The following is a 26,997-nucleotide window of genomic DNA, read 5'->3' as shown; positions in this document are numbered from 1 at the left end:
ATGATGGTGGCGGCCCTGGTCCCCGGAGCACGCGCATGTCCCGCTTCGCCAGCTTCCGCGAGTTCTATCCGTTCTATCTCAGCGAGCACCGCCACCCGGTTTCGCGGCGGCTGCACTTCATCGGCAGCTGCGGCGTGCTGGTGCTGGTCATGGCAGCGGGCCTGCGCGGGCAGCCGATGCTGTTGCTCGCTGCGCTGGCCTGCGGCTATGGATTCGCCTGGGTCGGCCATTTCTTCTTCGAGAAGAACCGTCCGGCCACCTTCCAGCATCCGCTGTACTCGTTCATGGGCGACTGGGTGATGTTCGCCGACATCCTGCGCGGGCGCGTGCCCTGGTAGTTCCGCTGTGAATGTGGCCTTCACGCGCTATGCTGGGGCCTGGACGTCACAGATAAGGAAAGCGAGATGTTCCCGACCATGTTCTTTACCGTGGTACTGGCCTTCGTGGCCGTGGTCATCCTGTTCAAAGCGGTACGGATGGTGCCCCAGGGCTTCGAATGGACCGTCGAGCGCTTCGGGCGCTACACGCACACCATGACGCCGGGCCTGCATTTCCTGATCCCGATCGTGTACGGGGTGGGGCGCAAGGTGAACATGATGGAGCAGGTGCTGGATGTGCCCAGCCAGGAAGTGATCACCAAGGACAACGCCGCCGTGCGCGTGGACGGCGTGGTGTTCTTCCAGGTCCTGGACGCTGCCAAGGCCGCTTATGAGGTCGCGAATCTGGAAGTGGCAATGATCGCCCTGGTGCAGACCAACATCCGTACCGTGATCGGCTCGATGGACCTGGATGAATCGCTCAGCCAGCGCGAGGTGATCAATGCCCAGCTGCTGAGCGTGGTCGACCATGCCACCAATCCCTGGGGCGTGAAGGTCAACCGCATCGAGATCCGCGACATCCAGCCGCCGCGCGACCTGCTGGATGCGATGGCGCGGCAGATGAAGGCCGAGCGCGAGAAGCGCGCGCAGATCCTCGAGGCAGAGGGTTCGCGCCAGTCGGAGATCCTGCGCGCCGATGGCGAAAAGCAGGCTACCGTGCTGGAGGCTGAGGGCCGTCGCGAAGCCGCGTTCCGCGATGCGGAGGCCCGCGAGCGCCTGGCCGAGGCCGAAGCCAAGGCGACCCAGATGGTGTCGGCGGCGATTGCCGAAGGTGACGTGCAGGCGATCAACTACTTCGTCGCCCAGAAGTACGTCGAGGCGTTCAAGGAACTGGCCAGCTCGCCGAACCAGAAGCTGGTGCTGATGCCGATGGAGGCCAGCGGCGTGATCGGTTCGATCGCTGGCGTGGCCGAACTGGCCAAGCAGGCACTGGGCGACCAGACCACCAAGGCCGCAGGCAAGCGGCCACCGCCGATCGGAGGCTGACATGCGCTGGGAAGTCGTCGGTTGGGGCGCGTTGGCGCTGCTGCTGTTCGCGGCAGAGGCGTTGGCACCCGGGGCGTTCATGCTGTGGATCGGCATTGGCGCAGCGGCCGTGTTCGTCCTGGTTGCGGTGTTCAGCGGCATTCCGTTGCTGTGGCAGGTCGTTGCCTTCGTCGTGCTGAGCGTGGTCTCGATCCAGTGCTACCGGCGCTGGGGCAGGAAAAGGGCGCGGCCCAGCGATGCGCCGTTGCTCAACCGCCGTGCCGAGCAGCTGGTCGGTCGGGTGGTGCCCTTGCAGCAGGGCATCGTCAGCGGGCAGGGCCGGGTCAGCATCGATGACGCGTCCTGGCCGGTGAGCGGCCCGGAGCTGCCGGCGGGTACGTGGGTACGGGTGCTGGCGGTACAGGGCAGCACGCTGCAGGTTGAGGCTGCGGGCCGCTCCTTGTAGAGCCGGGCCTCTTCGTGCGGGCGTCGCGTGGGCTCGGCTCCGGCGCTGCGCTGCGGCGCGACCTGTGGGTGACCGATCTGGGATAATGGGGGTTCTTGTTTCCTCTGCTGCCGGACCCGGTCATGACCCAGAAGACGCTGCTCAACGATACCCACCGCGCCCTTGGCGCCAAGATGGTCGATTTCGGGGGTTGGGACATGCCCATCCACTACGGCTCGCAGCTGGACGAGCACCACCTGGTGCGCCGTGAGTCCGGTGTGTTCGACGTCAGCCACATGACCGTGGTCGATCTGCGCGGTGAGCAGGTCAAGCCGTTCCTGCGCCGCCTGCTGGCCAACTCGATCGACAAGCTGAAGGTCACCGGCAAGGCACTGTACTCGTGCATGCTGAATCCCCGTGGCGGCGTCATCGACGACCTGATCGTCTACTACCTGGGCGACGACTTCTTCCGCATGGTGGTCAATGCCTCGACCCGCGAAAAGGATCTGGCCTGGCTGCGTGAGCAGGCCGCACCGTTCGGCGTGTCCGTCGAGCAGCGTCCGGACCTGGCCATCCTGGCCGTGCAGGGGCCGCAGGCGCGCGACATCGTCATCAGCCTGGCCCGCGAAGCCGACCGCGCCGCGCTGACCAAGCTGGGCCGCTTCGCCGCCCTGCAGGTGCAGTCCGACGATGGCGTCGAGCTGTTTGTCGCCCGCACCGGCTACACCGGCGAAGACGGCTTCGAAATCCTGCTGCCGCAGGATGCCGTGGTCGCGTTCTGGAACCGCCTGCTGGCGGCAGGCGTGAAGCCGGCAGGCCTCGGCGCGCGCGACACGCTGCGCCTGGAAGCCGGCATGAACCTGTACGGCCAGGACATGGACGAAGAGATCAGCCCATATGAGGCAGCATTGGCCTGGACCGTGTCGCTGGACGAAGCCCGCGACTTCATCGGCCGCGGCGCGCTGGAAGCGCAGAAGGCTGCCGGCACCGCGCGCCAGATGATCGGCCTGGTGATGGACGAAAAGGGCGTGCTGCGCCACGGCCAGGCAGTGACGACGGCCAGCGGCGAGGGCGAGATCCTGTCCGGCACCTTCTCGCCGACGCTGGCCAAGGGCATCGCCTTCGCCCGCGTGCCGGCCGGTGAACTCGGCCAGGTCACCGTCGACATCCGCGGCCGGCAGGTGCCGGTACGCGTGGTCAAGTTCCCGTTCGTGCGCGAAGGCCAGGCCCAGCCCGGCGTGCTCGCCGACGCCTGATCCGAACGTGCCGGTCGTCACTGACAGCAGTGGCGGCCGGTTGGTTACACTAGCCCCGTTTTTTCCACCCCCTGCATATCTCTGGAGCAGTCCCATGAGCGAGATCCCCGGCGACCTCAAGTTCCTCAAGTCCCATGAGTGGGCCCGTGTCGAAGGCAATGGCCGCGTCACCGTCGGTATTTCCGACCACGCCCAGGGCCTGCTGGGTGACCTGGTCTACGTCGAACTGCCCGAAGTCGGCGCCGAGGCCAAGGCCGGCGAACAGATCGCCGTTGTCGAGTCGGTGAAGGCCGCCTCGGACGTCTACAGCCCGATCAGCGGCAAGGTCGTCGAGGTCAACTCGGCCCTGTCCGACAAGCCGGAAACCATCAACGAAGATGCCTACGGCGAAGGCTGGATGTTCGTGGTCGAACTGGCCAACGCCGAAGAGGTCAACGATCTGCTGGATCCGGACGCGTACGCCGAAGTCCTGGAGAGCGACGACCACTGAGTCGCGCTTGCGGATTCTGAAACGGCCACCTTCGGGTGGCCGTTTTCGTTTTGGCGAGTGCGTCGGACTCATGACGGCCGGTTCGCTTGGCACCCTCGGCGTGGCATCAGCGGACTGACAATCGGTGCCGATCAGCGTGCGCAGTTTTGCGCAAATCCGCGTTTCCGCCCCGCGCCGACGTACTCGGATGTGAAAACTTTTTGCCCCCCGTTGCGGCGCCGTTGTGCTGGCGTTGGTGCCAGCGGCAGCCGGTGCTGGCGATGTGTGCACGCAGTGGCCACCGACGTGCATGCATCTCCGCAGAGTGCTTATTTCAAGTACTTTTTGTTCAACGCTTGCATGGTTGTTGCTGCAGGCAGCATGCGTGCGTGGCGCTTCGGCGGTCGTCGAGCGCGGAGCGTGGCGACCGTGCAGGCACCACCATGGATGGCGCGGATGTGAAAATTTTTCGCGGGGGTTGTTGACAGTAAAAAAAACCGTGATTAGGTTTCGCCTCAGCAGACCTTGCCTGCCCAACCGAGTGCGCAGAATCAATCGTCCGATGCGAAGCAGCCCCTTCAAGACCACCGCGACCCTGATGACGGTGGACATGGCCCCGCTTCCCCCGGAGAAATGCAAGGCAACTCCCGTTCCGATGCCCGCTCCGCCGATCGAGGCTGGCATTGCCGCATCCGTAACGGCGCGCCTGACGCGCCGGCGGTCCCCGCACGCAGCATCCGCGGGTTTGATCCACCTGGGCGTTTCAACTCCCTATCACTGACGAGGAGCCATCCCATGGCAACCAAGAAAGCTGCGAAGAAAAAGCCCGCCGCCAAGAAAGCGGTGAAGAAGGTCGCGAAGAAGGCCGCTGCCAAGAAGGCAGTGAAGAAGGTCGCGAAGAAGGCGACTGCCAAGAAGGCGGTGAAGAAGGCTGCGAAGAAGGTCGCCAAGAAGGCCACTGCGAAGAAGGCAGTGAAGAAGGCGGCGAAGAAGGTCGCCAAGAAGTCCACTGCCAAGAAGGCCACCAAGAAGGTAGCCAAGAAGGCCACCAAGAAGACTGCCAAGAAGGCAACGGCCCGCAAGCCGGCCAAGAAGGTCGCGAAGAAGGCAACTGCCAAGAAGGCCGTCAAGAAGACCGCCAAGAAGGCAGTGAAGAAGACCGCGAAGAAGACCACCAAGAAGGCTGCCCCGAAGAAGGCAGCGAAGAAGGTTGCCAAGCGCAAGCCGGCCGCCCGCAAGAAGAAGGCCGCTCCGGTCGCTCTGCCGGCAACCCCGGCACCGCTGATCTAAGTACTTCCCGATAGCCGCATCCTGAAACCCCTTCCCTGGCTGCCCAGCGGGGAGGGGGTTTTTTTATGGGGCCATTGCTAGCACCGAGCCATGGCCGACTGCCTTTCTGACGTTTGACGCGCTGCATCTGTGGAGCAGGGGCCTGTCTTCCGAGCTGGCCGGGCATGGCCAGGTCCTACAAAACAACAAAAAGGGCGGCCCCCAGGCCGCCCTTGATGCTCACGGTCGAGCCCGCCGGATCAGCGCGGGGAAGCCACCGCGCGGTTGCTCGAGGCGCCCTTGCCCTTGCGCTTGTCCTGCTGCTGCGCAGGGCTGCTGCCCTCGGCCATCAGGTTGTCGCTGCCGAAGTCGGTGTCCACGTCCAGCCAGCGCTGCGCCGGCAGGCCGAGCGCGGAGTCGAGCACGGTCGGCAGCAGGCCGCTGGGCAGGCTGCTTTCGCCGTTCCACATGATGGCGATGCCCAGATCGCGTTCCGGCACCAGCGCGACCAGGCCGCGGTAACCCTGTACGGCACCGGCATGGAACACCACGTCGTGGCCGGCGTAGTCGAAGGTGCGCCAGCCCAAGGCATAGCCCGCCGAATGCAGGCGCTCACGGCGCCAGCCTGAACGCATCTCGCCGGGGGTGCTGATCAGGCTCGAATGCAGCGTGGCCAGCAGCGGTGCCGGCAGCACGTCGGGGCGGTGGCCGGTGTGGGCGAGCAGCCACTGCGCCATGTCGCTGGCACTGGCATTGACGCCGGCCGCCGGGGCGACCCGGTAGTAGGTCGGCTTCGGCGTCAGCGAGACCCAGCCGTTGCGGCTGCGCACGTGCGGACGCGCCCAGCGCGAACTGGCCTGGATGCCGGCCAGGCCGAGGCTGGCATCGTTCATGCCCAGCGGCTTGAAGATACGGCGCTCGACCGACTGCTCGTAGAAGCTGCCGGAGGCCGCGTAGACGACATCGCCGATCAGGCTGAAGGCCACGTTCTGGTAGGCATAGCACTCGCCCGGCAGGCACTTCAGGCTGGTGTTGGCCAGTTTCTGGGTCAACGCGTAGTACTCGGCGTTGCCTTCGATGTCGCGGTCGTAGGCGTTGTACGGCAGGCCGACGCGATGGCTGAGCACGTCGGCCACGGTCAGGCGATCAGTGGCTTCCGGCGAGTTCAGGCGGAAACCCGGCACGTAGTCGGTGACCTTGCTGTCCCAGCGCAGCGTGCCGTCGTTGACCAGCAGGCCGGCCATGGTGCCAGCGAAGGCCTTGGACAGCGAGGCCAGGCGGAACACGGTGTGCGCATCAACTGGCAGCGGATTGTTGACGTCGGTGACGCCATAGCCGCGCGCGCTGAGGATACGGCCGCCCTGCACGATCGCCACCGCCATGCCCGGAACGCGTTCGCCATAGGTGAGCTGCTGCGCCATCGATTCGATGTTGGCGACGTTGAAGCCGGGCGCCGGGGCCTGCACGCGGGGCACCAGGCCGGTGCGGTAGGCCGCCGGCTGGGTGTGGGCGACGGTGGGACCCGCAGCAGTTTCGATGTTGGTCGGCATCGGCGGCAACGCCGGCGGGGTCTGCGCGGTGGTGGACAAGGCAACGGGCATCAACATGCCCAGCAAACCGGTGGCCGCCGATCGGATCGGACGACGCAGGCTGTTCTTTTTCATCGGTTGGACCCGTGCGCGACTGCTGATGGCGATTCTAGCGCCGCTTTTCCCCTGTGCACAAACAAAGCGAAGATGAATGCGCATCTCGTTGAAAAAGTTGGCATTTTGACGCTCTGGAAGTGTGTCCGAACGTGTCGTTCCTGCCTCTCATGCCACTACGTTTCGGCCATCGGTGCGCGCGTCACGCTGGCGATGTTGCAGTGCATTGGCTAACGTACGCGCTTCACCGCCCCGGAGCCTGCCATGCCGCTGTCCAACCGCCGTCTTCTGGCGAGGGACGCCGCGTGAGCGCGGTGAAGGGCAAGGGGCCGCTGCGTGGGCTGACGGCGGCACTACGTGAGTCGCCGGCGCTGTGGTGGTCGTTCCTGTACTTCTTCTGCCTGCTCAGCGGCTACTACGTGCTGCGCCCGGTGCGTGAGGCGATGGCTGCCTCGGCGGACCTGGAAACGGTGTTCCCGCCAGTGCTGATCGCCTGGTTCGCCAGCCACGGCATTGCGTTGAAGGACTTTGTCCTGCAGTTCCTGTTTTCCTGCGTGTTCATGATCATGCTGGTGCTGCAGCCGGTGTACGGCTGGCTGGTCAGCCGGTTCCCGCGGCGGGTGTTCCTGCCGGCGGTGTATGGGTTCTTCATCGTCACCCTGCTGGGCTTCTACGTACTGTTCGATAGCGGTGTGCCGGGCCGCGGCATGGCGTTCTTTTTCTGGATCACTGTCTTCAACCTGTTCGCGGTGGCGGTGTTCTGGAGCTTCATGGCCGATGTGTTTTCCAACGCGCAGGCACGTGCTTTCTACGGTTACATCGGCGCGGCTGGCACCGTCGGTGCCTTCCTCGGTCCGATCATCACCAGTGCGCTGGTGCAGCGCGTGGGTATCGCCAACCTGATGCTGGTCTCTGCGGGATTCCTGGCCGTCTGCCTGTTGTGCATCTGGCGGCTGCGGCACTGGGCGGTGCTGCGCGAACGCGAGCAGCAACTGGTGTCCGGCGAGAAGCCAATGGGCGGCAGCGTGCTGGATGGCTTGAAACTGATCGTGCGTGAACCTCTGCTGCGCTGGCTGGCGATCATGGTGGTGTTCGGTGTGGGCGTGGGCACCCTGCTGTACAACCAGCAGGCCAGCATCGTGCGTGAGGCATTCAACGATGCTGGCGCTGCTACGGCCTTCTTCTCGCGTATCGACCTGGCGGTGAACGCACTGGCGCTGCTGATGCAGCTCGCCCTGACCCGCTGGCTGCTGTCCCGGCATGGCATTGCGCCGGCGCTGCTGCTTCCTGGTTTCGCGATCCTGATCGGCTTCTCGGTGCTGGCGGCCTCGCCGATGCCGCTGATGGTCGCGGTGGTGCAGGTGATGACCCGCGCCAGTGAATTCGCGCTGGCCAAGCCGGCGCGCGAAACCATCTACACCCGCGTGGACCGCCAGTGGCGCTATAAGGCCGGCGCAGCCATCGACACGGTGGTCTACCGGGGCGCGGACCTGAGCTTTGCGTGGCTGCACAAGGGGCTGTCCCTGTTCGGCTCGCACGTGGTGTTCATGGGTGGCGTGGTGGTGGCCGGCTTCATGACCCTGGCCGCGTTCGGCGTGCTGCGCGAAGAAAAGAAACTGCCGCGCGATCGCTGACGCGGCCCAATCTTCCCGAGGAGAGAAACGATGTCGCTGATCGCGCTGCTGCTGACCGTGCTGGTCGCGGTGCTGCACCTGTACTTCCTGGTGCTGGAGATGTTCCTCTGGACCCGCCCGCTGGGCCTGAAGACCTTCCGCAACACGCCGGAGAAGGCAGAGATCACGCGCGTGCTGGCGGCCAACCAGGGCCTGTACAACGGCTTCCTGGCGGCGGGCATCGTAGTGGGGCTGGTGATCGATCAGCCAGTGCTGGTGACGTTCTCGCTGGCCTGCGTGGTGGTGGCCGGGTGCTATGGCGCCTACAGCGTGAGCCGCCGCATTTTCATGATCCAGGCGGTGCCTGCGATCCTGGCGTTGGTTCTTCGCGCGTTGGCGTAGTTTCCAGCCAACGGCGCAGCCCCTCGTGGGTTGGTCGCGTAGAGCTTCTCATGGGGTTGGGCGGGCGGGTTGGGTTCGCGGGGGACGCCGCAAGTACGTCCCTGTAGGCTTGGCCGCGGCATCCATGCCGCGGACACCCCCGCGAACCCAACCCGCCCGGACCCTGACAGTTTCAGGGCCCGGCCAGCCCACGGAGAAGAAAAAGAAGATCAAGAGCAACAGCGGGTCGCTGCGCTCGTGGGTTCTGCGCGCATGAAAACAGCGGCCATCGGGCCGCTTTTGCTTCTGCTTCTGCTTCTGCTCTTCTTTTTATCTTGCGTGGGCGGACGCCGCAGAGATCCGTCCGAGGCCGGAGGGGTGGGGCCGGGCGGGGTATCCGCGCCATGGATGGCGCGGCTAAGCCTACACGGACGTACTTGCGGCGTCCCCGCCTGGCCCCACCCCTCCGGCCCAACCGATAAACCGCATCCCGCGTCCACCCACGAGGGGCTGCGCCGTTCGCGGGAACCTACTTCGCCGGCGACATCCACATGTCGATGACCGCGCTGAACACTTCCGTCCCCGCCCGGTCGCGCACGCTGACCGTCACCGGCAGCGCATAGCCTTCGGCCGCGACGACAATCGGCTGTGCCAGCAGCGCCACCGCCTGCAGCGTGCCTCGTGCCTTGGCCAGGTACTGCACCTGCATCCCCTTCGGGATCCAGCGCATGCCCTTCGGCAGCGATGCATCGACCATCAACCCGGCGGTCAGTTCGGCCAGGTTGCACATCGCGATCGCATGCACCGTGCCGATGTGGTTGCGTACCCTGCGGCGGTCGGCCAGCGTCCCTTCGCAGCGGCCGTGTTCCAGGCGGGTGATGCACGGCGCGATGCTGGCGAAGTAGGGCGCCTTGAAACACACCGCGCGAGAGAAAAGCCAGTTGCCAGCAGGCCAGCGCTGCAGGCGGTTGTAGAGCGAGAGCAGGGGCGTGGACATGGTGGAATCCCGTTCGGCGGATAAAGCGACGGCGGGCCCAGGCCCGCCGTCGAAGGCAACGCGTGTCGCGGGCGATCAGGCCGCCTGCGAATGCGGATCCTTGTGCTGGCGGTCGTAGTAGCTGGCCGCGCGCAGTTCGTGGGTGTCGAAGTCGTCCACGGTGATCGTGTCCAGGGTCAGCGTACGCAGCTCTTCCAGCAGGCTGCGCTCGTCCTGGGTGATCACGCCCTCGGCCACGGCCTCGTCCAGCTGGCTCTTGAAATCCAGCGCTTCGATGCCCTTGCTCTTCAGCGCCTTGAGGAACTTGCGCTCCACCGGCTCGGCCATGATCGCCTTGCTCAGGTAGCTGTTGATGCGGCCACCCGGGTTGTTCTCGCACGGGGTCAGGAACACGCCATTGGCGAGACGGTCGCGGGCTTCGTTCGGCGCCATCAGCAGGGCGGCGACACGGCGGCTCAGGCGATCGCCCGGCGCCTCGGCACGACGGCCCAGCGGGAAGATCAGTGCCCACATCAGCCAGCCGATCGGACGGATCGGGAAGTTGCGCAGTGCGGCCGACAGCGATTCTTCGATCTTGTGCACGCTGTCATGGAAGGCCCAGGCCAGCAGCGGCTGGTCGGCCTGCGGTGCGCCTTCGTCGTGGTAGCGCTTGAGCATGGCGCTGGTCATGTAGACGTGGCTCAGCACGTCGCCCAGGCGGCCGGACAGCGATTCCTTGAACTTCAGCTTGCCGCCGAGGGTCATCATCGAGATGTCGGCCATCAGGGCCAGGTTGGCCGAGTAACGGTCCAGCTTGCGGAAGTAGCGGCGGGTGTAGGCGTCACCCGGAGCGGCGCCGAAGCGCGCGCCGGTCAGGCCGAACCAGAACGAACGCACGGCGTTGGAGATGCCGTAGCGGATGTGGCCGAACAGGCTGCGGTCGAACTCCTGCAGGCCGGCACGGGTGTCCGGATCCTGCGCCGCCTTCATCTCCTTCAGCACCCATGGGTGGCAGAGGATCGCACCCTGGCCGAAGATCAGCAGGCTGCGGGTCATGATGTTGGCGCCTTCCACGGTGATCGCGATCGGCGCGGCCTGCCAGCTGCGGCCGGCGAAGTTGCGCGGCCCCAGGATGATGCCCTTGCCGCCGATCACGTCCATCATGTCCGAGATCACTTCGCGGCTCATAGTGGTGCAGTGATACTTGGCGATGGCCGACGGCACCGACGGCACGTCACCGCGGTCGACCGCCGCGGCGGTGGCCTGCGACAGTGCGCTGATCTTGTAGGCCTTGCCACCGATGCGGGCCAGCGCCTCCTCGACGCCCTCGAAGCGGCCGACCGACAGGCCGAACTGCTTGCGGATGCGTGCATAGGCGCCGGTGACGGCCGCGCCGGCCTTGGCACCACCGCTGGCGGTGGACGGCAGGGTGATCGAGCGGCCTACGGCCAGGCACTCGTTGAGCATGTTCCAGCCCTTGCCGGCCATGGCCGCGCCACCGATCAGCTGGGTCAGCGGGATGAACACATCCTTGCCCCGGATCGGACCGTTCTGGAAGGTCGAGTTCAGCGGGAAGTGGCGACGACCGATCTCCACGCCGGCTGTGTCGCGCGGCAGCAGGCCCAGGGTGATGCCGATATCGCGGGTATCGCCGATCAGGCCATCGGGATCGTACATGCGGAAGGCCAGGCCGATCAGCGAGGCGACCGGTGCCAGGGTGATGTAGCGCTTGTCGAAGGTCAGCTTGACGCCGAGCACCTGCTCGCCGTTCCACTCGCCCTTGCAGACGATGCCGTAATCGGGAATCGAGGTGGCGTCGGAACCGGCGAACGGACCGGTCAGGCCGAAGCAGGGCACTTCACGGCCATCGGCCAAGCGCGGCAGGTACTGGTCCTTCTGTTCCTGGGTGCCGTAATGCACCAGCAGTTCACCCGGGCCCAGCGAGTTGGGTACGCCGACGGTGGAGCTGACCACCGAGGACACCGAGGCCAGCTTCTGGATCACCTTGTGGTGGGCCAGCGCGGAGAAGCCCAGACCGCCATATTCCTTCGGGATGATCATGCCGAAGAACTTGTTCTTCTTGATGAAGGCCCACAGCTCCGGCGGCAGGTCGGCATGGACGTGGGTGATTTCCCAGTCGTTGACCATCGCGCACAACTCTTCGACGGGGCCATCAAGGAAGGCCTGTTCTTCGGCAGTCAGCTGCGGCTTGGGGTAGTTGAGCAGGATGTTCCAGTCCGGATCACCGGTGAAAAGTTCGCCCTCGAATCCGACCGAACCGGTTTCCAGCGCGATGCGCTCGGTCTGCGACAGCGGCGGCAGCACCTTGCGGAACACCTTCATCATCGGGCCGGTCAGCAGCGGCTTGCGGATGAACGGCAGCAGCAGCGGCACGGCGATGACGGCCAACACGGCGGCCGCCACGATCGTGGCGGTCTGGTTGACGTAGGGGATGAACCAGCAGGCGACCAGCAGGGCCACGCTGATCAGCGTCCAGGTAACCAGCCGCATGCGGTGGTAGGCGACGAACGCGCCTGCCAGCAGCAGGGCGAGGAAGGGAAGAACGATGCTCATGAGCGTGCTCCGGTGACGTGCTCGTTTGTGGCGGACGAAGCCGCAGCATCCGCTGCGGGCAACACGTCCAGATAGTCCAACACAGTAGCGGTAAAGGCGTCGTTGTCATCGCCTGCGACCATATGCGTGGCCTGCGGCAGCTGTACATGGCGCGCGTGCGGCGCCAACGCCAGGAATTCGGCCACGGTCTGCGGCGTGACCAGATCGCTGCGGCCGCCGCTGACCAGCAGCAGCGGGCACTTCACCTGGCGCGCGGCCTCGGCCAGTGCGTCCTGGTGCTGCTCGCTGTCGCGGGCCAGTTCGGCCACCAGGCGCGGGTCCCAATGCCAGCGCCAGCGGCCGTGTCCGTCTTCGCGTAGCAAGGCACGCAGCGACTGCTCGGATTTGCGCGGGCGGTGAGGCATGTAGGCCGAGATCACATCGGCGGCCTGGGCCAGCGAGGCAAAGCCGTCGGGATGGGCGGTCATGAAGGCGAGGATGCGTTCTACGCCGGCGATATCCCAGCGCGGCGTGATGTCGACCAGTACCATCGCCGAGAACAGGCCGGGCCAGCGCGACTCAGCCAGCAGGCCGAACAGCCCGCCCATCGACGCTGCAACGAGCACCGGCGCACGCGGCTGTTCACCGGCCAGCACGATCAGGTCATCAGCGAACTGTTCGCCGTGATAGGGCAGGTCGGTGGCATTCCAGTCCGAATCGCCATGGCCGCGCGCGTCGTAAGCGAGCGTCTGCAGGCCGGCCGCAGACAGGGCGCGTGCGGTGGCGTTCCAGGCGTGGCGGGTCTGGCCGAAGCCGTGCGCGAACAGCACGCGACCACGACGACCGTGCTCGCTGGCCGTGGCCGCGAGGCGGGCGCCATGGGCGGCCTCCAGGCGCAGGTCATGGAACGCAGCGGGAGTAGGGGACATAACCATACTTGCTAGTATGGATCGCTTGCGGGGGAAGTCAATACTGCATCGTATGGTGCGTTGCAGGTTAGGGTCCAGGGGGGGGCTTTGACGGTTTCGCCTGCAACGGCGTACTGCAACGAACCCCGGCGTATGGTTAAATCAGTCCATGAATCAACCTGACGCTTCCGCCGGCGAACCGCGCGCCGGCCGCAACAGCCGCCTGAGTGCCGAAGACTGGGCCCAGGCGGCCCTCGACCTGATTGCTGAACAAGGCGTAGGCGCCGTTGCGGTGGAACCGCTGGCGCGGCGACTCGGCGTGACCAAGGGCAGTTTCTACTGGCATTTCCCTTCGCGCGATGCATTGCTGCAGGCGGCGCTGGAGCGCTGGGAACTGTTCGAACAGGAACAGGTGTTCGGCAGCCTGGAAGACGTACCGGATCCGCGTGTGCGCCTGCGCCAGCTGTTCCAGATGGTGGCGCATGAAGTGCAGCCGCACATCATCTACAGCGAGCTGCTGAAGGCGCTGGACCATCCGATGGTGCGGCCGGTGATCGACCGGGTTTCGCAGCGTCGCCTCGACTATCTGGTTGCCTCGTTCCGCCAGGCAGGGCTCAGCTCGACCGATGCACGCCATCGCGCACGCCTGGCCTACGCCGCCTATGTCGGCTTCCTGCAGTTGTCGTTGCAGCTGCAGCAGCCGAAGCAGGCGCGCGAGGATTTCGAAGCCTATGTGGAGCACCTGATCGAGACGCTGATTCCGAACGGTTGAGCGTTGTTGCCTTGTTGAGTGCAGAAGGCCGCGGCAATTGCCGCGGCCTTTTTCGTTGGGTGCTGCCGCAGCCTGGAATGCACAAAAAACAACGGCCCCTTGCGGGGCCGTTGCTGCATCAGCCGATCAGTGGATCGATCAGAACTTCTGCTTGTACTGCATGTACATGTAGCGGCCCGGCAGGTCGTACTGCGGGTCGAACATGTTGTACGAGGTCGAGTACGAGACCGGCGGATCCTTGTCCCACACGTTGTTCAGGCCGACCATGATGGTGCCCTTCCACGGCGTGTTGTAACGGAACTGGATGTCGTGGTAGGTGGTCGCGCCCATGTGGTTCTTGCCGTTCTGGCCATCGGAGCAGTAGCCCACCAGGTCGGCGTCACCCACCGGATCGAACGGGCAGTCTTCGGTCATGCCCGACTTGTAGCGCAAGCCGTAGTTGACGCCGAAATCGCCGTACGACCAGTCGACGTACAGGTTGGAGCGGATACGCCAGTACGGATCCTGGTCGAGGTAACGGCCGGCGCGGCCATCCAGCGGTGCATCTTCGGTCGACTTCGTATCCCACTTGGACAGGTAGGTGCCGTCCAGGCTGATGGTGAACTGACCGATCGAGGTTTCCGGCAGCTTGTACAGGATGCCCAGATCCCAGCCTTCCACCTTGTACGACGACAGGTTCTGCAGCGGCATGTCGACGTTTGTGATGGTGTAGCGCTGGGTGGCAGTGCCGTAGTTCGGATCACGGGTGATCAGGCCACAGTAGGCTGCCTGTTCCTGCGGGGAACCACCGTAGCAGCGATCCATGATGTCCTGGATGGCCGGGCGGGTGATGGCGTCCTCGATCTTGATCTGCCACCAGTCCAGGGTCACGTTCAGGCCCTGCACGAAGCTCGGGCTCCACACCAGGCCCAGCGTCTTGCTGGTCGAGGTTTCCGGCTTCAGATCCGGATTCGACTTCCAGGTGAATGCTTCCGGCGTCTGCTTGTTCGCACCGCTGCCGGCACCGGGCTGCTGGAAGTTCGCCGGGACGCCTTCGGCGGCGCATTGGGCGGCAACCGCACCAGTGCGACGACCGCTGGATGCGGAGCAGGGATCGGCGTAGGTTTCGAACGAATCGGTGTTGCCGCGATACAGATTGTTGATGCTCGGAGCGCGGAAGCCTTCGGAGTAGTTGCCGCGGACCATCAGGTCGTCGATCGGCTTCCAGCGGAAACCGAACTTGTTGTTGGTGGTGTTGCCGAAGTTGCTGTAGTCAGAGAAACGCGAGGCGACACTGAGGTCGAGCAGCTTGGCGCCCGGCAGATCGGCCAGCACAGGAATCGAGAGTTCCAGGAAGAACTCGTCCAGGTCGTAAGCGCCCTTGGTGGGAGCTGCACCGTTGCCGGTGCTGAGGCCTGCAGCGATGAAGGCATCTGGATCGAACTGGCCGCTTTCCTTACGACCCTCATAACCGGCTGCAAAGCCAAGCGCACCCGCCGGGAGCTGCACGATTTCACCGGAGATGTTGGCGTAATAGCTCTTGGACACCAGGCTGGCAGAGTCATGCGCCGTGAACGAAGCGTAGTCCAGCGCAGCCTGCGAGATGGAACCCAGGCCGCCAAGCGGGTTGATCGGTACGCAGCCGGTGATGACCGCACCGGCAGAGGTCAGGCAGACCGGCTGACCGTCGCGGATCGCTGACGGACCGTAGGCTTCCGCCAGGCGCTGGCGGTTGAACAGACCATAGGTCAGGTCGTTCTGGTCGGTCTTGTCGTAACGGTAGCCGACATCCCAGTCGAAGTTCCTGTCAGCGATCTCGAAGAAGCCTTCGAAGCCGCCGTAGAAGTGCCAGTTCTTGACGTTCTGATTGAACGAGCGGCCGCCGGTTTCATTGAAACGACGCGACACGCTGGTCAGATCCACACCGTAGGGGTTGTAGATGCTCGATGCGCTCAGGCGCTGGCCAGTCACGGGCATGGCCGCCAACAGCTGCTCGGACTTGCGCTCGTTGTACATCGCCTCGGTGCGGAAGGTGATGTTGTCGGTAACGTTGTACGAACCGACCGCGAACAGCGAGGTGCGCTCGTTGGGGGTCAGCAGGTAGTTGTCCGGAGAAGTGTTGTAGCCGTGGACATTGGCGTTGAAGGGGGTCTCAACACCATTGATGATGACGTAGCGCTGGTCATTGCGGATGTACGAGCCCGGCAGGCCGGTGCTGCTCTGGCCGCCAAAGAACGGCGGACCACCGGCGGAGATCTTGCGATCACCAGCCATCACTTCCTTTTCATTCACGTAGGACGCACCGAGCACGAGTGACGCGCGATCGGTGGTGGTACCGATGGTGAAATCGGCGGCTTCGCGTTCGCCATCGCCCTGGCTGTACTGTCCCTTGTAGAAGTTCGCTTCCGCGCCGTCGAAGTTCTGCTTGGTGATGATGTTCACCACGCCGGCGATGGCGTCCGAACCATAGATGGTCGATGCGCCGTCCTTGAGGACGTCGATACGCTCGATCATCGCGGTCGGGATGGTGTTCAGGTCGACGCTGCCATCCAGGCCGGTGGTCCAGCGACGGCCGTTGACCAATACCAGGGTGCGCTCGGAACCGAGGTTACGCAGGCTGATGCCGGCCGAGCCATCACCGCCGTTGTTGAACGTACGGTTCAGGGCGGCGCCGTTGGCGGCGACGCGCTGCAGGATGTCGGCGACCGAGGTCACGCCCTGCTTTTCGATGTCGGCGCGGGTCAGGCTCAGGACCGGCTGCGAGGTTTCGATGTCGGTGCTCTTGATGCGCGAACCGGTGACCGAGATGCGGTCAAGGTTGGTCGCTTCCTGAGCCTGGGCGGTGGCTGTGGACGCCACACCGGCAACGAGCGCGACCAGAACGGCGTCGCGCAGCTTGTTGGACTGGAAATTCATTGGCTCTCTCTCTCCAAGAAATCTTGGCTGGGTTAATGCCCGGCGGGGGAGCGAAAAGCGCTCCCAAATCGCGAGGGCTGAACCGATAGTAGCGGGCGTTGGCCAAGAATTAAAGCTGCGTTAATCAAGCCTGTGATTTTGGTAAAAATGAAATTTCACACTGGAAATCAAAGGGTTGAAGTGCACGTGCGCTGACGATGTCTCGTTTGTTAGCGCAAAGTGACGAAAAAAGTTCTCGTTGATGTGTATCACAGTGTGTCGGCATGCGTTGCGCGGTATCGAGTGCGCCGAAAAGCGCGCTGCGTGTATCACGAGCGCGCACATGCAACGGGCGCCTTTCGGCGCCCGGAAGAAGTCATTGCAGTGAAGACCCACGTGGGCCGGGTCAGAGATCCTGTTCGTAACGCACGTACGGCACGGTGCCATCGTCATTGCTTTCATTGCGCGGGGAGAACGGATTCTTGCCCCGGCTGATCACGTTCTCGGCGCCAACGGTCAGCTGGCCGGACCACGGGGTGCGCCAGGTCAGGCCGATGCCCAGGCCTTCCCACTTGCCAGGCTTGCCCGGCACGTCGATCACGCGGCCGATGATGCTGCCGGTGAAATTGCCGTACCCGGCGCCAATGCTCAGGCTTTTGCTGTCCCAGCGGTCGGCGATGGACGGCGCTGCGTCGGCCAACGGTACCAGCCGCGCCTTGGCGTAGGTACCGGCAATCGAGACAAAACCCTCGCGGCCGATGTTCTTCTGCGCGAACACGGTCAGATCGTTCTGCTCGGCGCGCAGCGAGGGTGTCTTGTTCGGGCCGGACAGCCACGCCGGCAAGGTTTCACGGCCCGTGCCTGCGGTGATGCCGAGGCGGCCGCTGCCGCGGTTCAGCGCGGCAGTCCCGGTGAAGCGGCGGCTGTTGAGGTCGTCATCGTCACCCAGGCTGGCCAGCATGCAGTGACTGGCCAGGCCGCTCATGCTGGTCCCGCTGCTGCTGTTGCAGAGCAGGCCCAGCGAATCGCCGGAGGACAGGCCGAAGGCCGCATCCAGCGAGTTGCGGCCGAAGTGCCAGCGGGCGCCGGCAGCCTGTTCACCGGTGGGCTCCAGGTACAGCAATGCCTCGACCTTGCCGCTGCCCTTGTTCCATACCGGCAGCACGGTCCGGGTGTCCTTGCTCTGCGCGTGCGCGCCCGTGATCGCGCCAAGGGCGATCAGCAGGGCCAGCGGTAGACGCAGGAAGGTACGCATCGGACCAGTTCAGACAAGGACGGACAACGGAAGTTCCCGTAGAGACGGGAACTTGATCGTAGGGTGTTTATGAATTCTTAACAAGCCTTGATCCCCCCAGATGCAAGACAAGCTGCTCACTGAAGCCGTTCGGGCGCCGGTACAGTCCCCTCGGCACCGTGGAACAGTATGCCGAACTCCGTCAAAGGAAAGTGATACTCCCGCCCACAGAATTCGCAACGGACCTCGACGGCGCCGGTGTCCGCGGCCGCGGCACGTGCCTCGTCCTCGCCCAGCGACTGCAGCATCGATGCGACCCGCTCGCGGGAACAGGAGCAGGCGAAGGACAGCGGCTTGTCGACCATCAGTTCCGGCTTCTCCTCGTGGAACAGGCGGTGCAGCAGCTGCTCGGCCGGGGTGGCCAGCAGTTCGGCCTTGCCCAGGGTCTCGAACAGGGCACTGGCACGCGCCCAGCCGTCCTCGTCACCCTCATCGCCTGGCAGCTTCTGCAGCAGCAGGCCGGCGGCGCCATTGCGGTCGGCGGCCAGCAGCAGGCGCGTCGGCAGCTGCTCGGACTGGCGGAAGTAGTCCTCGAAGGCCTCGTCCAGCTCCGGTGCGGTCAGTGCGACCAGGCTCTGGTAGCGCTGCGGCTCGCGCGGGTCCAGGCCCGGGTTTTCGATGGTGATCGCGAGAAGGGCGTCATCACCCAGGCTGGACAGGTCGCGCGGCGCATCGGCCCCCTCGCTGAGCTGGGCGATGCCGCGCAGGGTACCGGCGGCGGTGCATTCGGCGAACAGGGTGCGCAGGGCGGTGCTGCTACGCAGCTGGATCGACAGGCGCCCATCGATCTTGGTATGGCCAGTGAACAGCGCCGAGGCAACACAAGCCTCGCCGAGCAGTTCGGCAGCGGTGTCCGGGTACGCGGCGTGGGACAGGATTTCCTGCCAGGTGGCCTGCAGGCGCACGTGGACGCCACGGACGCCAGCGTCGGGCAGCAGGAAGCGGATCAGGGAATCGGGGTTGGCGGTCATCGGCTCACATCGCGCGTAAACGGGGGCAGTTGCCGGATAATGCGCCGACAACCAGATAGAAGAAGGATGCACCAGTAATGGGGGCAGGGGGAGAGCAGCACAAGGTGGAGGCGGCCGCGGACCTCCCGCGCCGCAGGCGCTGGCGCTGGAAACGGCTGCTGTGGCTGCCGGTGTTGCTGGCGGCCTTCAGCTGCCTGCAGGTGCTGGTGCTGCGGTTCATCGACCCGCCGGTATCCACGGTCATGCTGTGGCGCTATGGCGAGGCGCTCGGCGAGGCCGATTGGTCCTATCGCCTGCATTACCAGTGGCGCGACCTGGACCAGATGGCACCGAGCCTGCCGATCTCGCTGGTGGCGGCCGAAGACCAGCGCTTCCCCGTCCACAATGGCTTCGACCTGCAGGCCATCGAGAAGGCCCGCGACCACAACGCCAAGGGCGGGCGCCTGCGGGGGGCCAGCACGATCAGCCAGCAGGTAGCCAAGAACCTGTTCCTCTGGCAGGGCCGCAGCTGGATCCGCAAGGGGCTGGAGGTCTGGTACACCGTGCTGATCGAAGCGCTGTGGCCAAAGGAGCGCATCCTGGAGATGTACGCCAACATCGCCGAGTTCGGTGATGGCGTGTACGGAGCTCAGGCGGCGGCGCAGAAGTTCTGGGGCAAGGACGCGGCCAGGTTGAGCCCGGCCGATAGCGCGCGGCTGGCGGCGGTGTTGCCGGCGCCGCGGCGCTACAACGCGGCAAAGCCAGGGCCGTACGTGCAACGGCGTGCGGCCTGGATCCAGCGCCAGGCACGGCAGCTGGGTGGGGCCGCGTACCTTTCGGAAGAGTGAGCGCGCGCTGCCTGATCTGCGGGCGGCGGCAACGTACAATCCGGGCATGACCCGCGAACGGCTTACTTTCGTCATCGCCGCCTACAACGAGGCCCTGGCATTGCCGTTGCTGCATCCGCGGTTGTGCGCGGTGCTCGACGGCATGCCCGAACTCGACGGCCACATCCTCTATGTGGACGACGGCAGCCACGACGACACCTGGGAGGTGATCGCCGGGCTGGCCCAGTCCGATGCGCGGGTTTCCGCACTGAAGCTGTCGCGCAATTTCGGCAAGGAAGCGGCGCTGACCGCCGGGCTGGACCTGGTGCGCGAAGGCGCGGCGATGATCCTCGACGCCGACGGCCAGGATCCGCCGGAACTGGTGCCGCAGTTCGTCGCGCGCTGGCGTGAGGGCCATGACAACGTGTATGGCACGCGCATGGCCCGCGACGGCGAGGCCTGGATCAAGCGCGCCACGGCGGCGATGTTCTACCGGGTGATCGGTCGTCTGTCACGCACGCCGATCCCGGCCGATACCGGTGATTTCCGCCTGCTGTCGCCGCGTGCGCTGAGCGCGCTGCGCGAGATGCGTGAGCGCCACCGCTTCATGAAGGGGCTCTTCAGTTGGGTGGGTTTCAAGCGGATCGCGGTCCCCTATCACCGCCATGCGCGCGTGGCCGGCACCAGCAAGTTCAGCCTGTGGCGGCTGTGGAACTTCGCGCTGGAGGGCATTACCGGCTTCTCCACCGTGCCGTTGCGGGCGGCGACCTACCTGGGGCTGGCAACGGCGGCGGTGGCCTTCGTATTCGGTGTGTGGGTGATCATCAAGGCGGCGCTGTATGGCGACCGGGTGGCGGGCTGGCCGACGATGATGGCGGTGATCCTTTTCCTGGGCGGGGTGCAGCTGATCGCGCTGGGCCTGATCGGTGAGTACCTGGGGCGGCTGTACGAAGAGTCCAAGCAGCGGCCGTTGTACCTGGTTGACACGTGGCTAGCATCCGCCGTGGCAGACTCTGCCCTGCAACCCACCCTTGGAGGGCAGGCAGATGACCACGGTACGGCAACTGTTGGACGGCAAGTCTCCTGAAGTGCATGCGGTCGCGCCGGAGGCGGCGGTGATCGATGCGATCCGGCTGATGGCGGAAAAGGGTATTGGTGCGGTGCTGGTGATGGAGGGGCCGCGGCTGGTCGGCATTCTTTCCGAGCGCGATTACGCGCGCAAGATCGTGCTGCGTGATCGTTCCTCACGAGATACGGCGGTGGCCGAGATCATGACCGCACAGGTGGTGACGGTCTCGCCGGGCGAGCAGGTGGAGCATTGCCTGCAGCTGGTGACCGACTACCGCATCCGCCACCTGCCGGTGGTGGAAGGCGCGCAGGTGCTGGGGGTGATCTCGATCGGCGACCTGGTGAAGTCGGTGATCGATGCGCAGCGGCGCGAGCTGGACCAGCTGCAGCAGTACATCGTCGCCGGGTGAGGTGTTCGCTGGCGGGCCTGCGGCCCGCCGGCCCGCTTTTCGAAGCTCAAAGCCAAAGCCAAAGCCAAAGCAGCGCCTTCCTGATACGTTGGGAGGCGGAGGGTGCGGCTGGGCAGGACACGCCGTAAACCCATCCATGGGGGCTCGGTGGCGCCATCCATGGCGCCAACGGTCCTGCCCAGCCGCACCCTCCGCCTCTGGATACATTTCTGCGAGCGCGGTGTTTACATGCGCGGTGCCTCGCCTTTGGTAGCTGCCAACCTTGGTTGGCAGCAGCTTTTGACTTTGCTTTTTCATTGACTTTGAATTTCCGCTCTCGTTCCGCGCGCGCAGGAAACTGTCGGGAGCCGGAGCAAGGCGGCAGGCAGGACCGTGAGGCGCATGGATGCGCCGACCGAGCCTACAGGGACGTATTTACGGCGTGTCCTGCCTGTCGCCTTGCTCTGGCTCTACGCGCGGGAAAAAGAGGCGCCGCGAACAACGCTGTAAACCTACTTCGCATACTGCCCACCGCAGTCGGCATCCTTCCCCGGCCCCAGTTCGATCGTCGCCAGCAACGCCGCCGGCGGCGCGATGCTGCCCAGCGCCAGGGCCACGGCGCCACGAATACCCAACGCCTTGAAGTCGGGCCGGAATGACGGGTCCTTGAAGGTGCCACTGATGTGCAGCGGAGAACGCAGTACCAGAATGCTCCTGTCCTTCGGGCGTGGCTTCAGCAGCAGGTCCAGGGTCTCGTCGCGCAGGCTCACCGTGCCTTCGCCGATGAGGATCGTGTCGGTGGTGTCCACCGCCATCGCCTGGCTGGTCATCAGGCCGTCGCGCACGCCGAAGTCGGCGAAGGCGCAGCGCAGGGGGATCTGCTTGTCGCCGGTCACCAGGAATTTCAGCGATTCGGTGATGTCCAGCCCCGCCAGTTCCATTACCAGGTTGCCGACATGGCCGCGGCCCATCGCCAGGCCGACCTTGCCACTGCTGCTGCCGAGCATTGCGGCGACCGAGTTGCCGTGGCCGCTCAGGTCCACCTCGCCGCCGATGCCACCCTTGGCCTGTTCAGCCAGCTTGGCGCCAGGGAACAACTGGCCCAGCTGCACGCCGCGCACGCTGGCCTTCAGCGCGGTGCTGATCTGCGGACGGCGCGCGTCCATGCGGATCGTGCTGCGGATGTCGCCGCCGGCGACGCCGAAGTTCAGCGGGTCCAACCGCAGCACGCCGTCATCCAGCAACAGGTGCGCATCCATGTCGTCCAGCGGCAACGAAGGGGCGTTGATGCGGTGGGCCTTCCAGCGCACGTCGGCATCCATGGCGCGCAGCTTGCCCAGGTTGTAGGGCGTGTCGGGCAGCACCCGTGCACGGGCGGCAATCCGTGCGGCCTCGGCCTTCTGCTCTGCGTTGGCCGTTTCGCCGCCGCCGGTTTTTGGCGGGGCGCCGACGAAGCCGGCAAGGTCATCAAAGTCCAGGCGCCTGGATTGCAGCGTGGCGGTCAGCCGTGGACGATCGCGTCCCACCTCGAACTGCAGGTTGCCCCCCAGGTCGCTGTCGCCGACCTTGCCAGTGAAGCTGTCGTAACGCCAGACGTCGTGGTTGCGTTTGAGGCGTCCGTTCAACGCATAGGGCGGTGAGGGCGGGATGGCGATGCCGAGCAGAGGATAGAGATCGGCCAGGTCCTGGCCGCTGAGCGCGAACTGCAGGTCGAACACGCGCAGCTGGAAGGGGTTGGTCAGCGTGCCACTGGCGACTGCGTGAGTGGCGCCGGCCCGGCCATCGAGATGGATGCGGAACGGGTGGTCGCTGTCGGTCAGTTCCAGGGGGGATTCAGTGCCGCCGCGCAGCGTGAACGGATTGCCCTGCCAGCGGCCTTTACCCTGCACCAGCAGCGGTGGCGCAGTGTCGGCCTGCTTCGGTTGGCCGCTGCGCACGTCCACGAGGATGTCGGTGCGGCCCAGCGTGTCGAGGAACTGCAGGCGACCGTCGTCGATGCGCAGCCGCTTGAGTTGGGGGCTTGCCCCGCCGGTGCTGCCGCCGAGGAAATCCCAGTTGCCCGGGTCTCCCTTGCGCGGTGCGGTTTCCAGCAGCACATCCGGCCGGGTCAGGCGTACTTCGGGCAGCTGCACGCTGCCGCGCAGCAGGGGCCACACCCGCACATCGATCTCGACGCGGTCCGCCGTGGCCATGGCGGGCTGTTTTGCCCAGCTGGCATTGGCGAAGGTGATCGCATCGGCGCGGATCGTGCTGGTGCGGCCGAGGTCGACATCCAGGTTCCCGATGTGCAGTGCGCGGCCGGTGCGTGCCTGCACCGCACGCTCCACGGGCCCCTTGAACCAGTTCCAGTCCCACAACGCGAACAGCACCAGTATTGCCGCCAGCATGAAGACCAGGATCGTCAGCCAGCGCCGGCCACGTGGGCCGGGACGGCGGAGGCGCCAGCGGTGCGTGCGCTTTGCAGCAGGGGAGGCGGCAGCATTCACGCTGCCATGGTTGCCCCCTCTTCGTGGACAGGGCGCGAAGCGTCCATGTGCATGGCGTGCACGCGCTGCGTTCGAGCGGTCGTTTACAACACCTGCATGGTGACCGCGACAAAGTGGCAGACACTGCCGCCGATCACGAACAGGTGCCAGATCGCATGCGAGTACGGGATCGATTCACGGTGGTAGAAATAGGTGCCCAGCGTGTACGACAGGCCGCCGGCAAACAGCCAGGCGAGGGTGCCACCGTCGATCGAGGCCCACATCGGCTTGATCGCCACGATCACCAGCCAGCCCATGGCGATGTAGATCACCGTGGAGAGCACCTTGAAGCGGCCGGTGTAGAACAGCTTGAACACCACACCCGCCAGCGCCAGCGCCCAGATCGCAGTGAACAGGCCCCAGCCCCACGGACCGCGCAGGCCGATCAGGGTGAACGGGGTATAGGTGCCCGCGATCAGCACGTAGATCGCGCAGTGGTCGAACACCTTCAGCCGGCCCTTGGCGACCGGATGCTGGATGGCGTGATACAGGGTGGAGGCGGTGTACAGAAGCAGCAGCGCGATACCGAATACGATCGCGCTGGCCAGCTGCCAGCCGTCGCCGTAGATCGCAGCCAGGGTGATCAACACCGCACTGGCGGCCAGGGCGAATACCGCGCCCAGGCCATGGGTCAGGGCGCTGGCGACTTCTTCACGGATTGAAGCAATGGACGTCGTGGACATGGGCATGGGCGTTGTTCGCGGGGAGGGGGACCCGCGTCCCCCTATCATCGCCGCGATGGCCGCCATGTGCACGCCCGTCACCGTATGGGGGATGAATCCGCGCCTATCCACGCATGGCGTGGATCTACCAGGCGCGGATCCGCCTCCGTGGCATCAGCCCACCGAAACGGTATGCGCCGCTTCGCGGGTGGCCGAGAAGCGCACGTCCGGCGAGCGTTCCTGCGCCAGCTGCAGGTTGACCCGGGTCGGCGCCAGGTAGACCAGGTGCCCGGCCGCATCCAGGGCCAGGTTCAGCGCGTTCTTCTCGCGGAATTCTTCCAGCTTCTTCTCGTTGCTGCAGTGGACCCAGCGCGCGGTGGTCACACTGACCGGCTCGAAGGTGGCTTCCACGCCGTACTCGTCCTTCAGGCGGTAGGCGGCCACGTCGAACTGCAGCACACCCACCGCACCCAGGATCAGGTCGTTGCTGGTGAGGGGGCGGAAGAACTGGGTTGCGCCTTCCTCGGACAGCTGGGCCAGGCCCTTCTGCAGCTGCTTGAGCTTGAGCGGATCGCGCAGGCGTGCGCGACGGAACAGTTCCGGGGCGAAGTTGGGAATGCCGGTGAAGGTGACCGCTTCGCCTTCGGTGAAGGTATCGCCGATGGAGATGGTGCCGTGGTTGTGGATGCCGATCACATCGCCCGGCCACGCCTCGGCCGCGATCTCGCGATCGCTGGCCATGAAGGTCAACGCGTTGGCCAGCTTCATTTCCTTGCCGGTGCGCACGTGGAAGGTCTTCATGCCGGCGCTGAAACGGCCCGAGCAGACCCGCATGAAGGCCACGCGGTCACGGTGCTGCGGGTCCATGTTGGCCTGGATCTTGAACACAAAGCCGGTCAGCTTGTTCTCTTCCGGTGCGATCTGGCGGCCGGTGGTGGAGCGCGCCTGCGGCGATGGCGCGTGCTCGACGAAGAAGTCCAGCAGTGGCTGCACGCCGAAGTTGTTCACGCCCGAGCCGAAGAACACCGGGGTCTGCTTGCCGGCGCGGTAGGCGTCCAGGTCGAACGGGTGGCTGGCGCCCTGCACCAGTTCCAGCTCGTCGCGCAGGTCGGCCAGCATCTGTGCACCGATCTTCTCGGCCAGGCCGGGGGCATCGATGGACGGGAAGATGGTGGAATCCTGGCGGGTGAAGTTGCGGCCCGGCTCATACAGGTGCACTTCGCCGGTCAGCAGGTGCACCACGCCCTTCAGGCGCTGGCCCATGCCGATGGGCCAGGTGACCGGGGCGCACTGGATGCCCAGCACGGTTTCCACTTCATCCAGCAGCTCGATCGGGTCCTTGCCCTCGCGGTCGAGCTTGTTGATGAAGGTCATGATCGGGGTGTCGCGCAGTCGGCAGACTTCCATCAGCTTGATGGTGCGCTCTTCCACGCCCTTGGCCACGTCGATCACCATCAGCGCCGAGTCCACCGCAGTCAGCACGCGGTAGGTGTCCTCGCCGAAGTCGGCGTGGCCGGGGGTGTCGAGCAGGTTGACGATCTTGCCTTCGTACGGGAACTGCATCACCGAGGATGTGACCGAGATGCCGCGCTCCTTTTCCAGTGCCATCCAGTCGGAGGTGGCGTGGCGGGCGGCCTTGCGGCCCTTGACCGAACCGGCCATCTGGATCGCGCCTCCGAACAGCAGCAGCTTTTCGGTCAGCGTGGTCTTGCCGGCGTCAGGGTGGGAAATGATGGCGAAGGTGCGGCGACGCGACGCTTCGTTGGCGACTTCGGACATGGCAGTGGCGCCCGCCCGGGGCGCTATTCAAAGAGATAAGCGCCCGATTATACCGGCCGGGGCCGGTCAGCGCCCGGTACCGCCGTCTGCTTCGCCCTGGCGGGCGAACTGCAGCTGTCCCTGCCCGGCGAAGATGCGCACCGGCACCGAGCGCAGGCCCATGCCGCGGTTGACCTGCACCACGAAGTGCAGGTGCGGCGCAGTGCTGTAGCCGCTGTTGCCGGACAGGCCGATCGGTTGCCCGGCTCCCACCGCCTGGCCGCGGCGCACGCGCATGCCGCCGTCCTGGAGGTGGCCGTACAGGGCCATGCTGCCGTCGCTGTGCAGCACGCGGATGAAATTGGCACGGGCACCATCGCGCACGCGGTCCTGGCCATTGCCACGGAAGCCATCCTGGATCTGCATCACCGTGCCCTCGCGCGCGGCCAGCACCAGGGTGCCCTCCGGCAGTGCGAAGTCGACCGCGTCGCGGTTCTCCTCGTCGTCATGGCTGAATCGCCCCTGCGGAGCCTGGTCCACACGCAGGCGGGCCGCATCGAACGGCAGGCGATAGGCGACATCTTCGGCCTGTGCGGCCGGGTTGCCCGGCACCGACTGCAGTCGCAGATCCAGCATGCGGCCATCGATCGGGGCGGGCAGGTGGCCGACCACCAGGCTGCTGTCGCCCTGGATCAGCGACTCGACCGGGAGGCCTTCGACCGGGTGTCCGGGGGCGGCGCGCAGCTGGATCTGCAGCGGCCCTGCCAGCCCGTTGTCGATCCGCGCCTGCCATTGCGTACCGACCGGCTGCAGGCGCAACTGGGCCATGGGGGCGGCGCCCTCGGCACTGCCTGCGCGGGTGGTACGGGCGGAAGGGGGAGCCAGTCCCCAGCCCTGGCGCCAGTCGCCGGCGTGTACGGTCGCGCTCGCCAGCAGAGGCAACAGCAGGCAGGACAGGGGCAGGCGCGGCATCGGGGTTTCCAGCGAGAGGACCGCCGGGACTGTACCCGATCCTGAACGAG

23 protein-coding genes are annotated in these 26,997 nt (G+C 65.6%); 12 read left to right on the top strand and 11 right to left on the bottom strand.

Annotated features, from left to right (window positions below; translation table 11 throughout):
- The first annotated feature begins 35 nt into the window (after positions 1–35).
- The 6 genes from AC5P8C_RS19480 (at position 36) to AC5P8C_RS19455 (ending at position 4,803) form a co-directional block, all read left to right on the top strand.
- Positions 36–338: an Mpo1-like protein gene (locus AC5P8C_RS19480; RefSeq protein WP_019660087.1), complete on the top strand. Its 303-nt coding sequence runs from the start codon at positions 36–38 to the stop codon at positions 336–338.
- 66 nt (positions 339–404) lie between these two features.
- Positions 405–1,364 (top strand): SPFH domain-containing protein, encoded by a 960-nt coding sequence (locus AC5P8C_RS19475; protein WP_019660086.1) that lies wholly within the window; start codon positions 405–407, stop codon positions 1,362–1,364.
- Position 1,365: 1 nt separating this feature from the next.
- Complete coding sequence (locus AC5P8C_RS19470; protein WP_019660085.1) at positions 1,366–1,809, top strand: NfeD family protein; 444 nt, start codon at positions 1,366–1,368, stop codon at positions 1,807–1,809.
- Positions 1,810–1,931: 122 nt separating this feature from the next.
- A complete protein-coding gene (gene gcvT / locus AC5P8C_RS19465) occupies positions 1,932–3,044 on the top strand; it encodes a glycine cleavage system aminomethyltransferase GcvT (RefSeq protein ID WP_019660084.1) in 1,113 nt (370 codons plus the stop codon).
- Positions 3,045–3,138: 94 nt separating this feature from the next.
- Positions 3,139–3,534, top strand: coding sequence for a glycine cleavage system protein GcvH (gene gcvH / locus AC5P8C_RS19460; RefSeq protein WP_019660083.1), 396 nt, complete (start codon positions 3,139–3,141; stop codon positions 3,532–3,534).
- A 774-nt stretch (positions 3,535–4,308) separates the two neighbouring features.
- Positions 4,309–4,803: a hypothetical protein gene (locus AC5P8C_RS19455; RefSeq protein ID WP_495219262.1), complete on the top strand. Its 495-nt coding sequence runs from the start codon at positions 4,309–4,311 to the stop codon at positions 4,801–4,803.
- 239 nt (positions 4,804–5,042) lie between these two features.
- On the opposite strand, the gene AC5P8C_RS19450 is transcribed toward AC5P8C_RS19455, so the two are convergent.
- Positions 5,043–6,446 (bottom strand): serine hydrolase domain-containing protein, encoded by a 1,404-nt coding sequence (locus AC5P8C_RS19450; protein ID WP_019660081.1) that lies wholly within the window; start codon positions 6,444–6,446, stop codon positions 5,043–5,045.
- 284 nt (positions 6,447–6,730) lie between these two features.
- On the opposite strand from AC5P8C_RS19450, the gene AC5P8C_RS19445 reads away from it, so the two are divergent.
- Both AC5P8C_RS19445 and AC5P8C_RS19440 read left to right on the top strand, forming a co-directional pair.
- The gene (locus tag AC5P8C_RS19445; RefSeq protein ID WP_495219261.1) at positions 6,731–8,059 is read left to right on the top strand and encodes an NTP/NDP exchange transporter; all 1,329 of its coding nucleotides are present in this window, start codon (positions 6,731–6,733) and stop codon (positions 8,057–8,059) included.
- Positions 8,060–8,089: 30 nt separating this feature from the next.
- Positions 8,090–8,440, top strand: a complete 351-nt coding sequence (locus tag AC5P8C_RS19440; protein ID WP_019660079.1) for a DUF1304 domain-containing protein — start codon at positions 8,090–8,092, stop codon at positions 8,438–8,440.
- Positions 8,441–8,948: 508 nt separating this feature from the next.
- Here AC5P8C_RS19440 and AC5P8C_RS19435 read toward each other — a convergent pair.
- From AC5P8C_RS19435 to AC5P8C_RS19425, 3 genes are all read right to left on the bottom strand, one after another.
- Positions 8,949–9,416, bottom strand: a complete 468-nt coding sequence (locus tag AC5P8C_RS19435) for a hotdog fold domain-containing protein (protein WP_495219260.1) — start codon at positions 9,414–9,416, stop codon at positions 8,949–8,951.
- 75 nt (positions 9,417–9,491) lie between these two features.
- The gene (locus AC5P8C_RS19430; protein ID WP_197575684.1) at positions 9,492–11,969 is read right to left on the bottom strand and encodes an acyl-CoA dehydrogenase; all 2,478 of its coding nucleotides are present in this window, start codon (positions 11,967–11,969) and stop codon (positions 9,492–9,494) included.
- Positions 11,966–12,883 carry an alpha/beta fold hydrolase gene (locus AC5P8C_RS19425; RefSeq protein WP_021204705.1) on the bottom strand — a complete coding sequence of 306 codons (918 nt, stop codon included), beginning with the start codon at positions 12,881–12,883 and terminating at the stop codon, positions 11,966–11,968. The genes AC5P8C_RS19430 and AC5P8C_RS19425 overlap by 4 nt, the downstream gene beginning before the upstream one ends.
- 142 nt (positions 12,884–13,025) lie before the next feature.
- Between AC5P8C_RS19425 and AC5P8C_RS19420 the strand changes: the two genes are divergently transcribed.
- The gene (locus tag AC5P8C_RS19420) at positions 13,026–13,628 is read left to right on the top strand and encodes a TetR/AcrR family transcriptional regulator (protein ID WP_005418411.1); all 603 of its coding nucleotides are present in this window, start codon (positions 13,026–13,028) and stop codon (positions 13,626–13,628) included.
- A 138-nt stretch (positions 13,629–13,766) separates the two neighbouring features.
- Here the strand turns inward: AC5P8C_RS19420 and AC5P8C_RS19415 are convergent, their stop codons facing one another.
- From AC5P8C_RS19415 to hslO, 3 genes are all read right to left on the bottom strand, one after another.
- Complete coding sequence (locus AC5P8C_RS19415; protein ID WP_021204704.1) at positions 13,767–16,523, bottom strand: TonB-dependent receptor; 2,757 nt, start codon at positions 16,521–16,523, stop codon at positions 13,767–13,769.
- Between the two features lie 385 nt (positions 16,524–16,908).
- Complete coding sequence (locus AC5P8C_RS19410; protein ID WP_019660074.1) at positions 16,909–17,757, bottom strand: XOO1806 family protein; 849 nt, start codon at positions 17,755–17,757, stop codon at positions 16,909–16,911.
- 116 nt (positions 17,758–17,873) lie between these two features.
- Positions 17,874–18,767, bottom strand: a complete 894-nt coding sequence (gene hslO / locus AC5P8C_RS19405; RefSeq protein WP_495219258.1) for an Hsp33 family molecular chaperone HslO — start codon at positions 18,765–18,767, stop codon at positions 17,874–17,876.
- Positions 18,768–18,844: 77 nt separating this feature from the next.
- Here hslO and mtgA point away from each other — a divergent pair, with 77 nt between their 5' ends.
- The 3 genes from mtgA to AC5P8C_RS19390 are packed head-to-tail and all read left to right on the top strand — an operon-like array spanning position 18,845 to position 21,051.
- Positions 18,845–19,594, top strand: a complete 750-nt coding sequence (mtgA, locus tag AC5P8C_RS19400) for a monofunctional biosynthetic peptidoglycan transglycosylase (protein WP_233653856.1) — start codon at positions 18,845–18,847, stop codon at positions 19,592–19,594.
- Between the two features lie 46 nt (positions 19,595–19,640).
- On the top strand, positions 19,641–20,660 hold the full coding sequence (locus tag AC5P8C_RS19395; RefSeq protein ID WP_019660071.1) for a glycosyltransferase family 2 protein: 1,020 nt from the start codon (positions 19,641–19,643) through the stop codon (positions 20,658–20,660).
- Positions 20,620–21,051 carry a CBS domain-containing protein gene (locus AC5P8C_RS19390; RefSeq protein ID WP_019660070.1) on the top strand — a complete coding sequence of 144 codons (432 nt, stop codon included), beginning with the start codon at positions 20,620–20,622 and terminating at the stop codon, positions 21,049–21,051. Before AC5P8C_RS19395 ends, AC5P8C_RS19390 begins: the two co-directional genes overlap by 41 nt.
- 491 nt (positions 21,052–21,542) lie before the next feature.
- Here the strand turns inward: AC5P8C_RS19390 and AC5P8C_RS19385 are convergent, their stop codons facing one another.
- The 4 genes from AC5P8C_RS19385 to AC5P8C_RS19370 all read right to left on the bottom strand — a co-directional run bounded on the left by AC5P8C_RS19385 (position 21,543) and on the right by AC5P8C_RS19370 (position 26,947).
- Positions 21,543–23,516, bottom strand: coding sequence for an AsmA family protein (locus tag AC5P8C_RS19385; protein ID WP_495219257.1), 1,974 nt, complete (start codon positions 23,514–23,516; stop codon positions 21,543–21,545).
- A gap of 83 nt (positions 23,517–23,599) precedes the next feature.
- Positions 23,600–24,238: a PAQR family membrane homeostasis protein TrhA gene (gene trhA / locus AC5P8C_RS19380; protein ID WP_021202025.1), complete on the bottom strand. Its 639-nt coding sequence runs from the start codon at positions 24,236–24,238 to the stop codon at positions 23,600–23,602.
- A gap of 153 nt (positions 24,239–24,391) precedes the next feature.
- Complete coding sequence (locus tag AC5P8C_RS19375) at positions 24,392–25,996, bottom strand: peptide chain release factor 3 (protein WP_019660067.1); 1,605 nt, start codon at positions 25,994–25,996, stop codon at positions 24,392–24,394.
- A 66-nt stretch (positions 25,997–26,062) separates the two neighbouring features.
- On the bottom strand, positions 26,063–26,947 hold the full coding sequence (locus AC5P8C_RS19370) for a M23 family metallopeptidase (RefSeq protein ID WP_346474952.1): 885 nt from the start codon (positions 26,945–26,947) through the stop codon (positions 26,063–26,065).
- Between the last annotated feature and the right edge of the window lie 50 nt (positions 26,948–26,997).

This window comes from Stenotrophomonas sp. YJH_SMC_46, from assembly GCF_059370315.1.
This window is presented reverse-complemented; position numbering and strand designations above follow the sequence as displayed.

Excerpts from the sequence above, each read along its gene's own strand:
- hslO (WP_495219258.1), bottom strand. The coding sequence starts at position 18,767 with ATGACCGCCAACCCCGATTCCCTGATCCGCTTCCTGCTGCCCGACGCT.
- mtgA (WP_233653856.1), top strand. The coding sequence starts at position 18,845 with ATGGGGGCAGGGGGAGAGCAGCACAAGGTGGAGGCGGCCGCGGACCTC.
- AC5P8C_RS19375 (WP_019660067.1), bottom strand. The coding sequence starts at position 25,996 with ATGTCCGAAGTCGCCAACGAAGCGTCGCGTCGCCGCACCTTCGCCATC.
- AC5P8C_RS19370 (WP_346474952.1), bottom strand. The coding sequence starts at position 26,947 with ATGCCGCGCCTGCCCCTGTCCTGCCTGCTGTTGCCTCTGCTGGCGAGC.
- AC5P8C_RS19455 (WP_495219262.1), top strand. The coding sequence starts at position 4,309 with ATGGCAACCAAGAAAGCTGCGAAGAAAAAGCCCGCCGCCAAGAAAGCG.
- AC5P8C_RS19410 (WP_019660074.1), bottom strand. The coding sequence starts at position 17,757 with ATGCGTACCTTCCTGCGTCTACCGCTGGCCCTGCTGATCGCCCTTGGC.
- AC5P8C_RS19395 (WP_019660071.1), top strand. The coding sequence starts at position 19,641 with ATGACCCGCGAACGGCTTACTTTCGTCATCGCCGCCTACAACGAGGCC.
- AC5P8C_RS19390 (WP_019660070.1), top strand. The coding sequence starts at position 20,620 with ATGACCACGGTACGGCAACTGTTGGACGGCAAGTCTCCTGAAGTGCAT.
- AC5P8C_RS19415 (WP_021204704.1), bottom strand. The coding sequence starts at position 16,523 with ATGAATTTCCAGTCCAACAAGCTGCGCGACGCCGTTCTGGTCGCGCTC.
- AC5P8C_RS19470 (WP_019660085.1), top strand. The coding sequence starts at position 1,366 with ATGCGCTGGGAAGTCGTCGGTTGGGGCGCGTTGGCGCTGCTGCTGTTC.
- trhA (WP_021202025.1), bottom strand. The coding sequence starts at position 24,238 with ATGTCCACGACGTCCATTGCTTCAATCCGTGAAGAAGTCGCCAGCGCC.
- AC5P8C_RS19420 (WP_005418411.1), top strand. The coding sequence starts at position 13,026 with ATGAATCAACCTGACGCTTCCGCCGGCGAACCGCGCGCCGGCCGCAAC.
- AC5P8C_RS19430 (WP_197575684.1), bottom strand. The coding sequence starts at position 11,969 with ATGAGCATCGTTCTTCCCTTCCTCGCCCTGCTGCTGGCAGGCGCGTTC.
- AC5P8C_RS19450 (WP_019660081.1), bottom strand. The coding sequence starts at position 6,446 with ATGAAAAAGAACAGCCTGCGTCGTCCGATCCGATCGGCGGCCACCGGT.
- AC5P8C_RS19480 (WP_019660087.1), top strand. The coding sequence starts at position 36 with ATGTCCCGCTTCGCCAGCTTCCGCGAGTTCTATCCGTTCTATCTCAGC.
- AC5P8C_RS19425 (WP_021204705.1), bottom strand. The coding sequence starts at position 12,883 with ATGGTTATGTCCCCTACTCCCGCTGCGTTCCATGACCTGCGCCTGGAG.
- gcvH (WP_019660083.1), top strand. The coding sequence starts at position 3,139 with ATGAGCGAGATCCCCGGCGACCTCAAGTTCCTCAAGTCCCATGAGTGG.
- gcvT (WP_019660084.1), top strand. The coding sequence starts at position 1,932 with ATGACCCAGAAGACGCTGCTCAACGATACCCACCGCGCCCTTGGCGCC.
- AC5P8C_RS19475 (WP_019660086.1), top strand. The coding sequence starts at position 405 with ATGTTCCCGACCATGTTCTTTACCGTGGTACTGGCCTTCGTGGCCGTG.
- AC5P8C_RS19435 (WP_495219260.1), bottom strand. The coding sequence starts at position 9,416 with ATGTCCACGCCCCTGCTCTCGCTCTACAACCGCCTGCAGCGCTGGCCT.
- AC5P8C_RS19440 (WP_019660079.1), top strand. The coding sequence starts at position 8,090 with ATGTCGCTGATCGCGCTGCTGCTGACCGTGCTGGTCGCGGTGCTGCAC.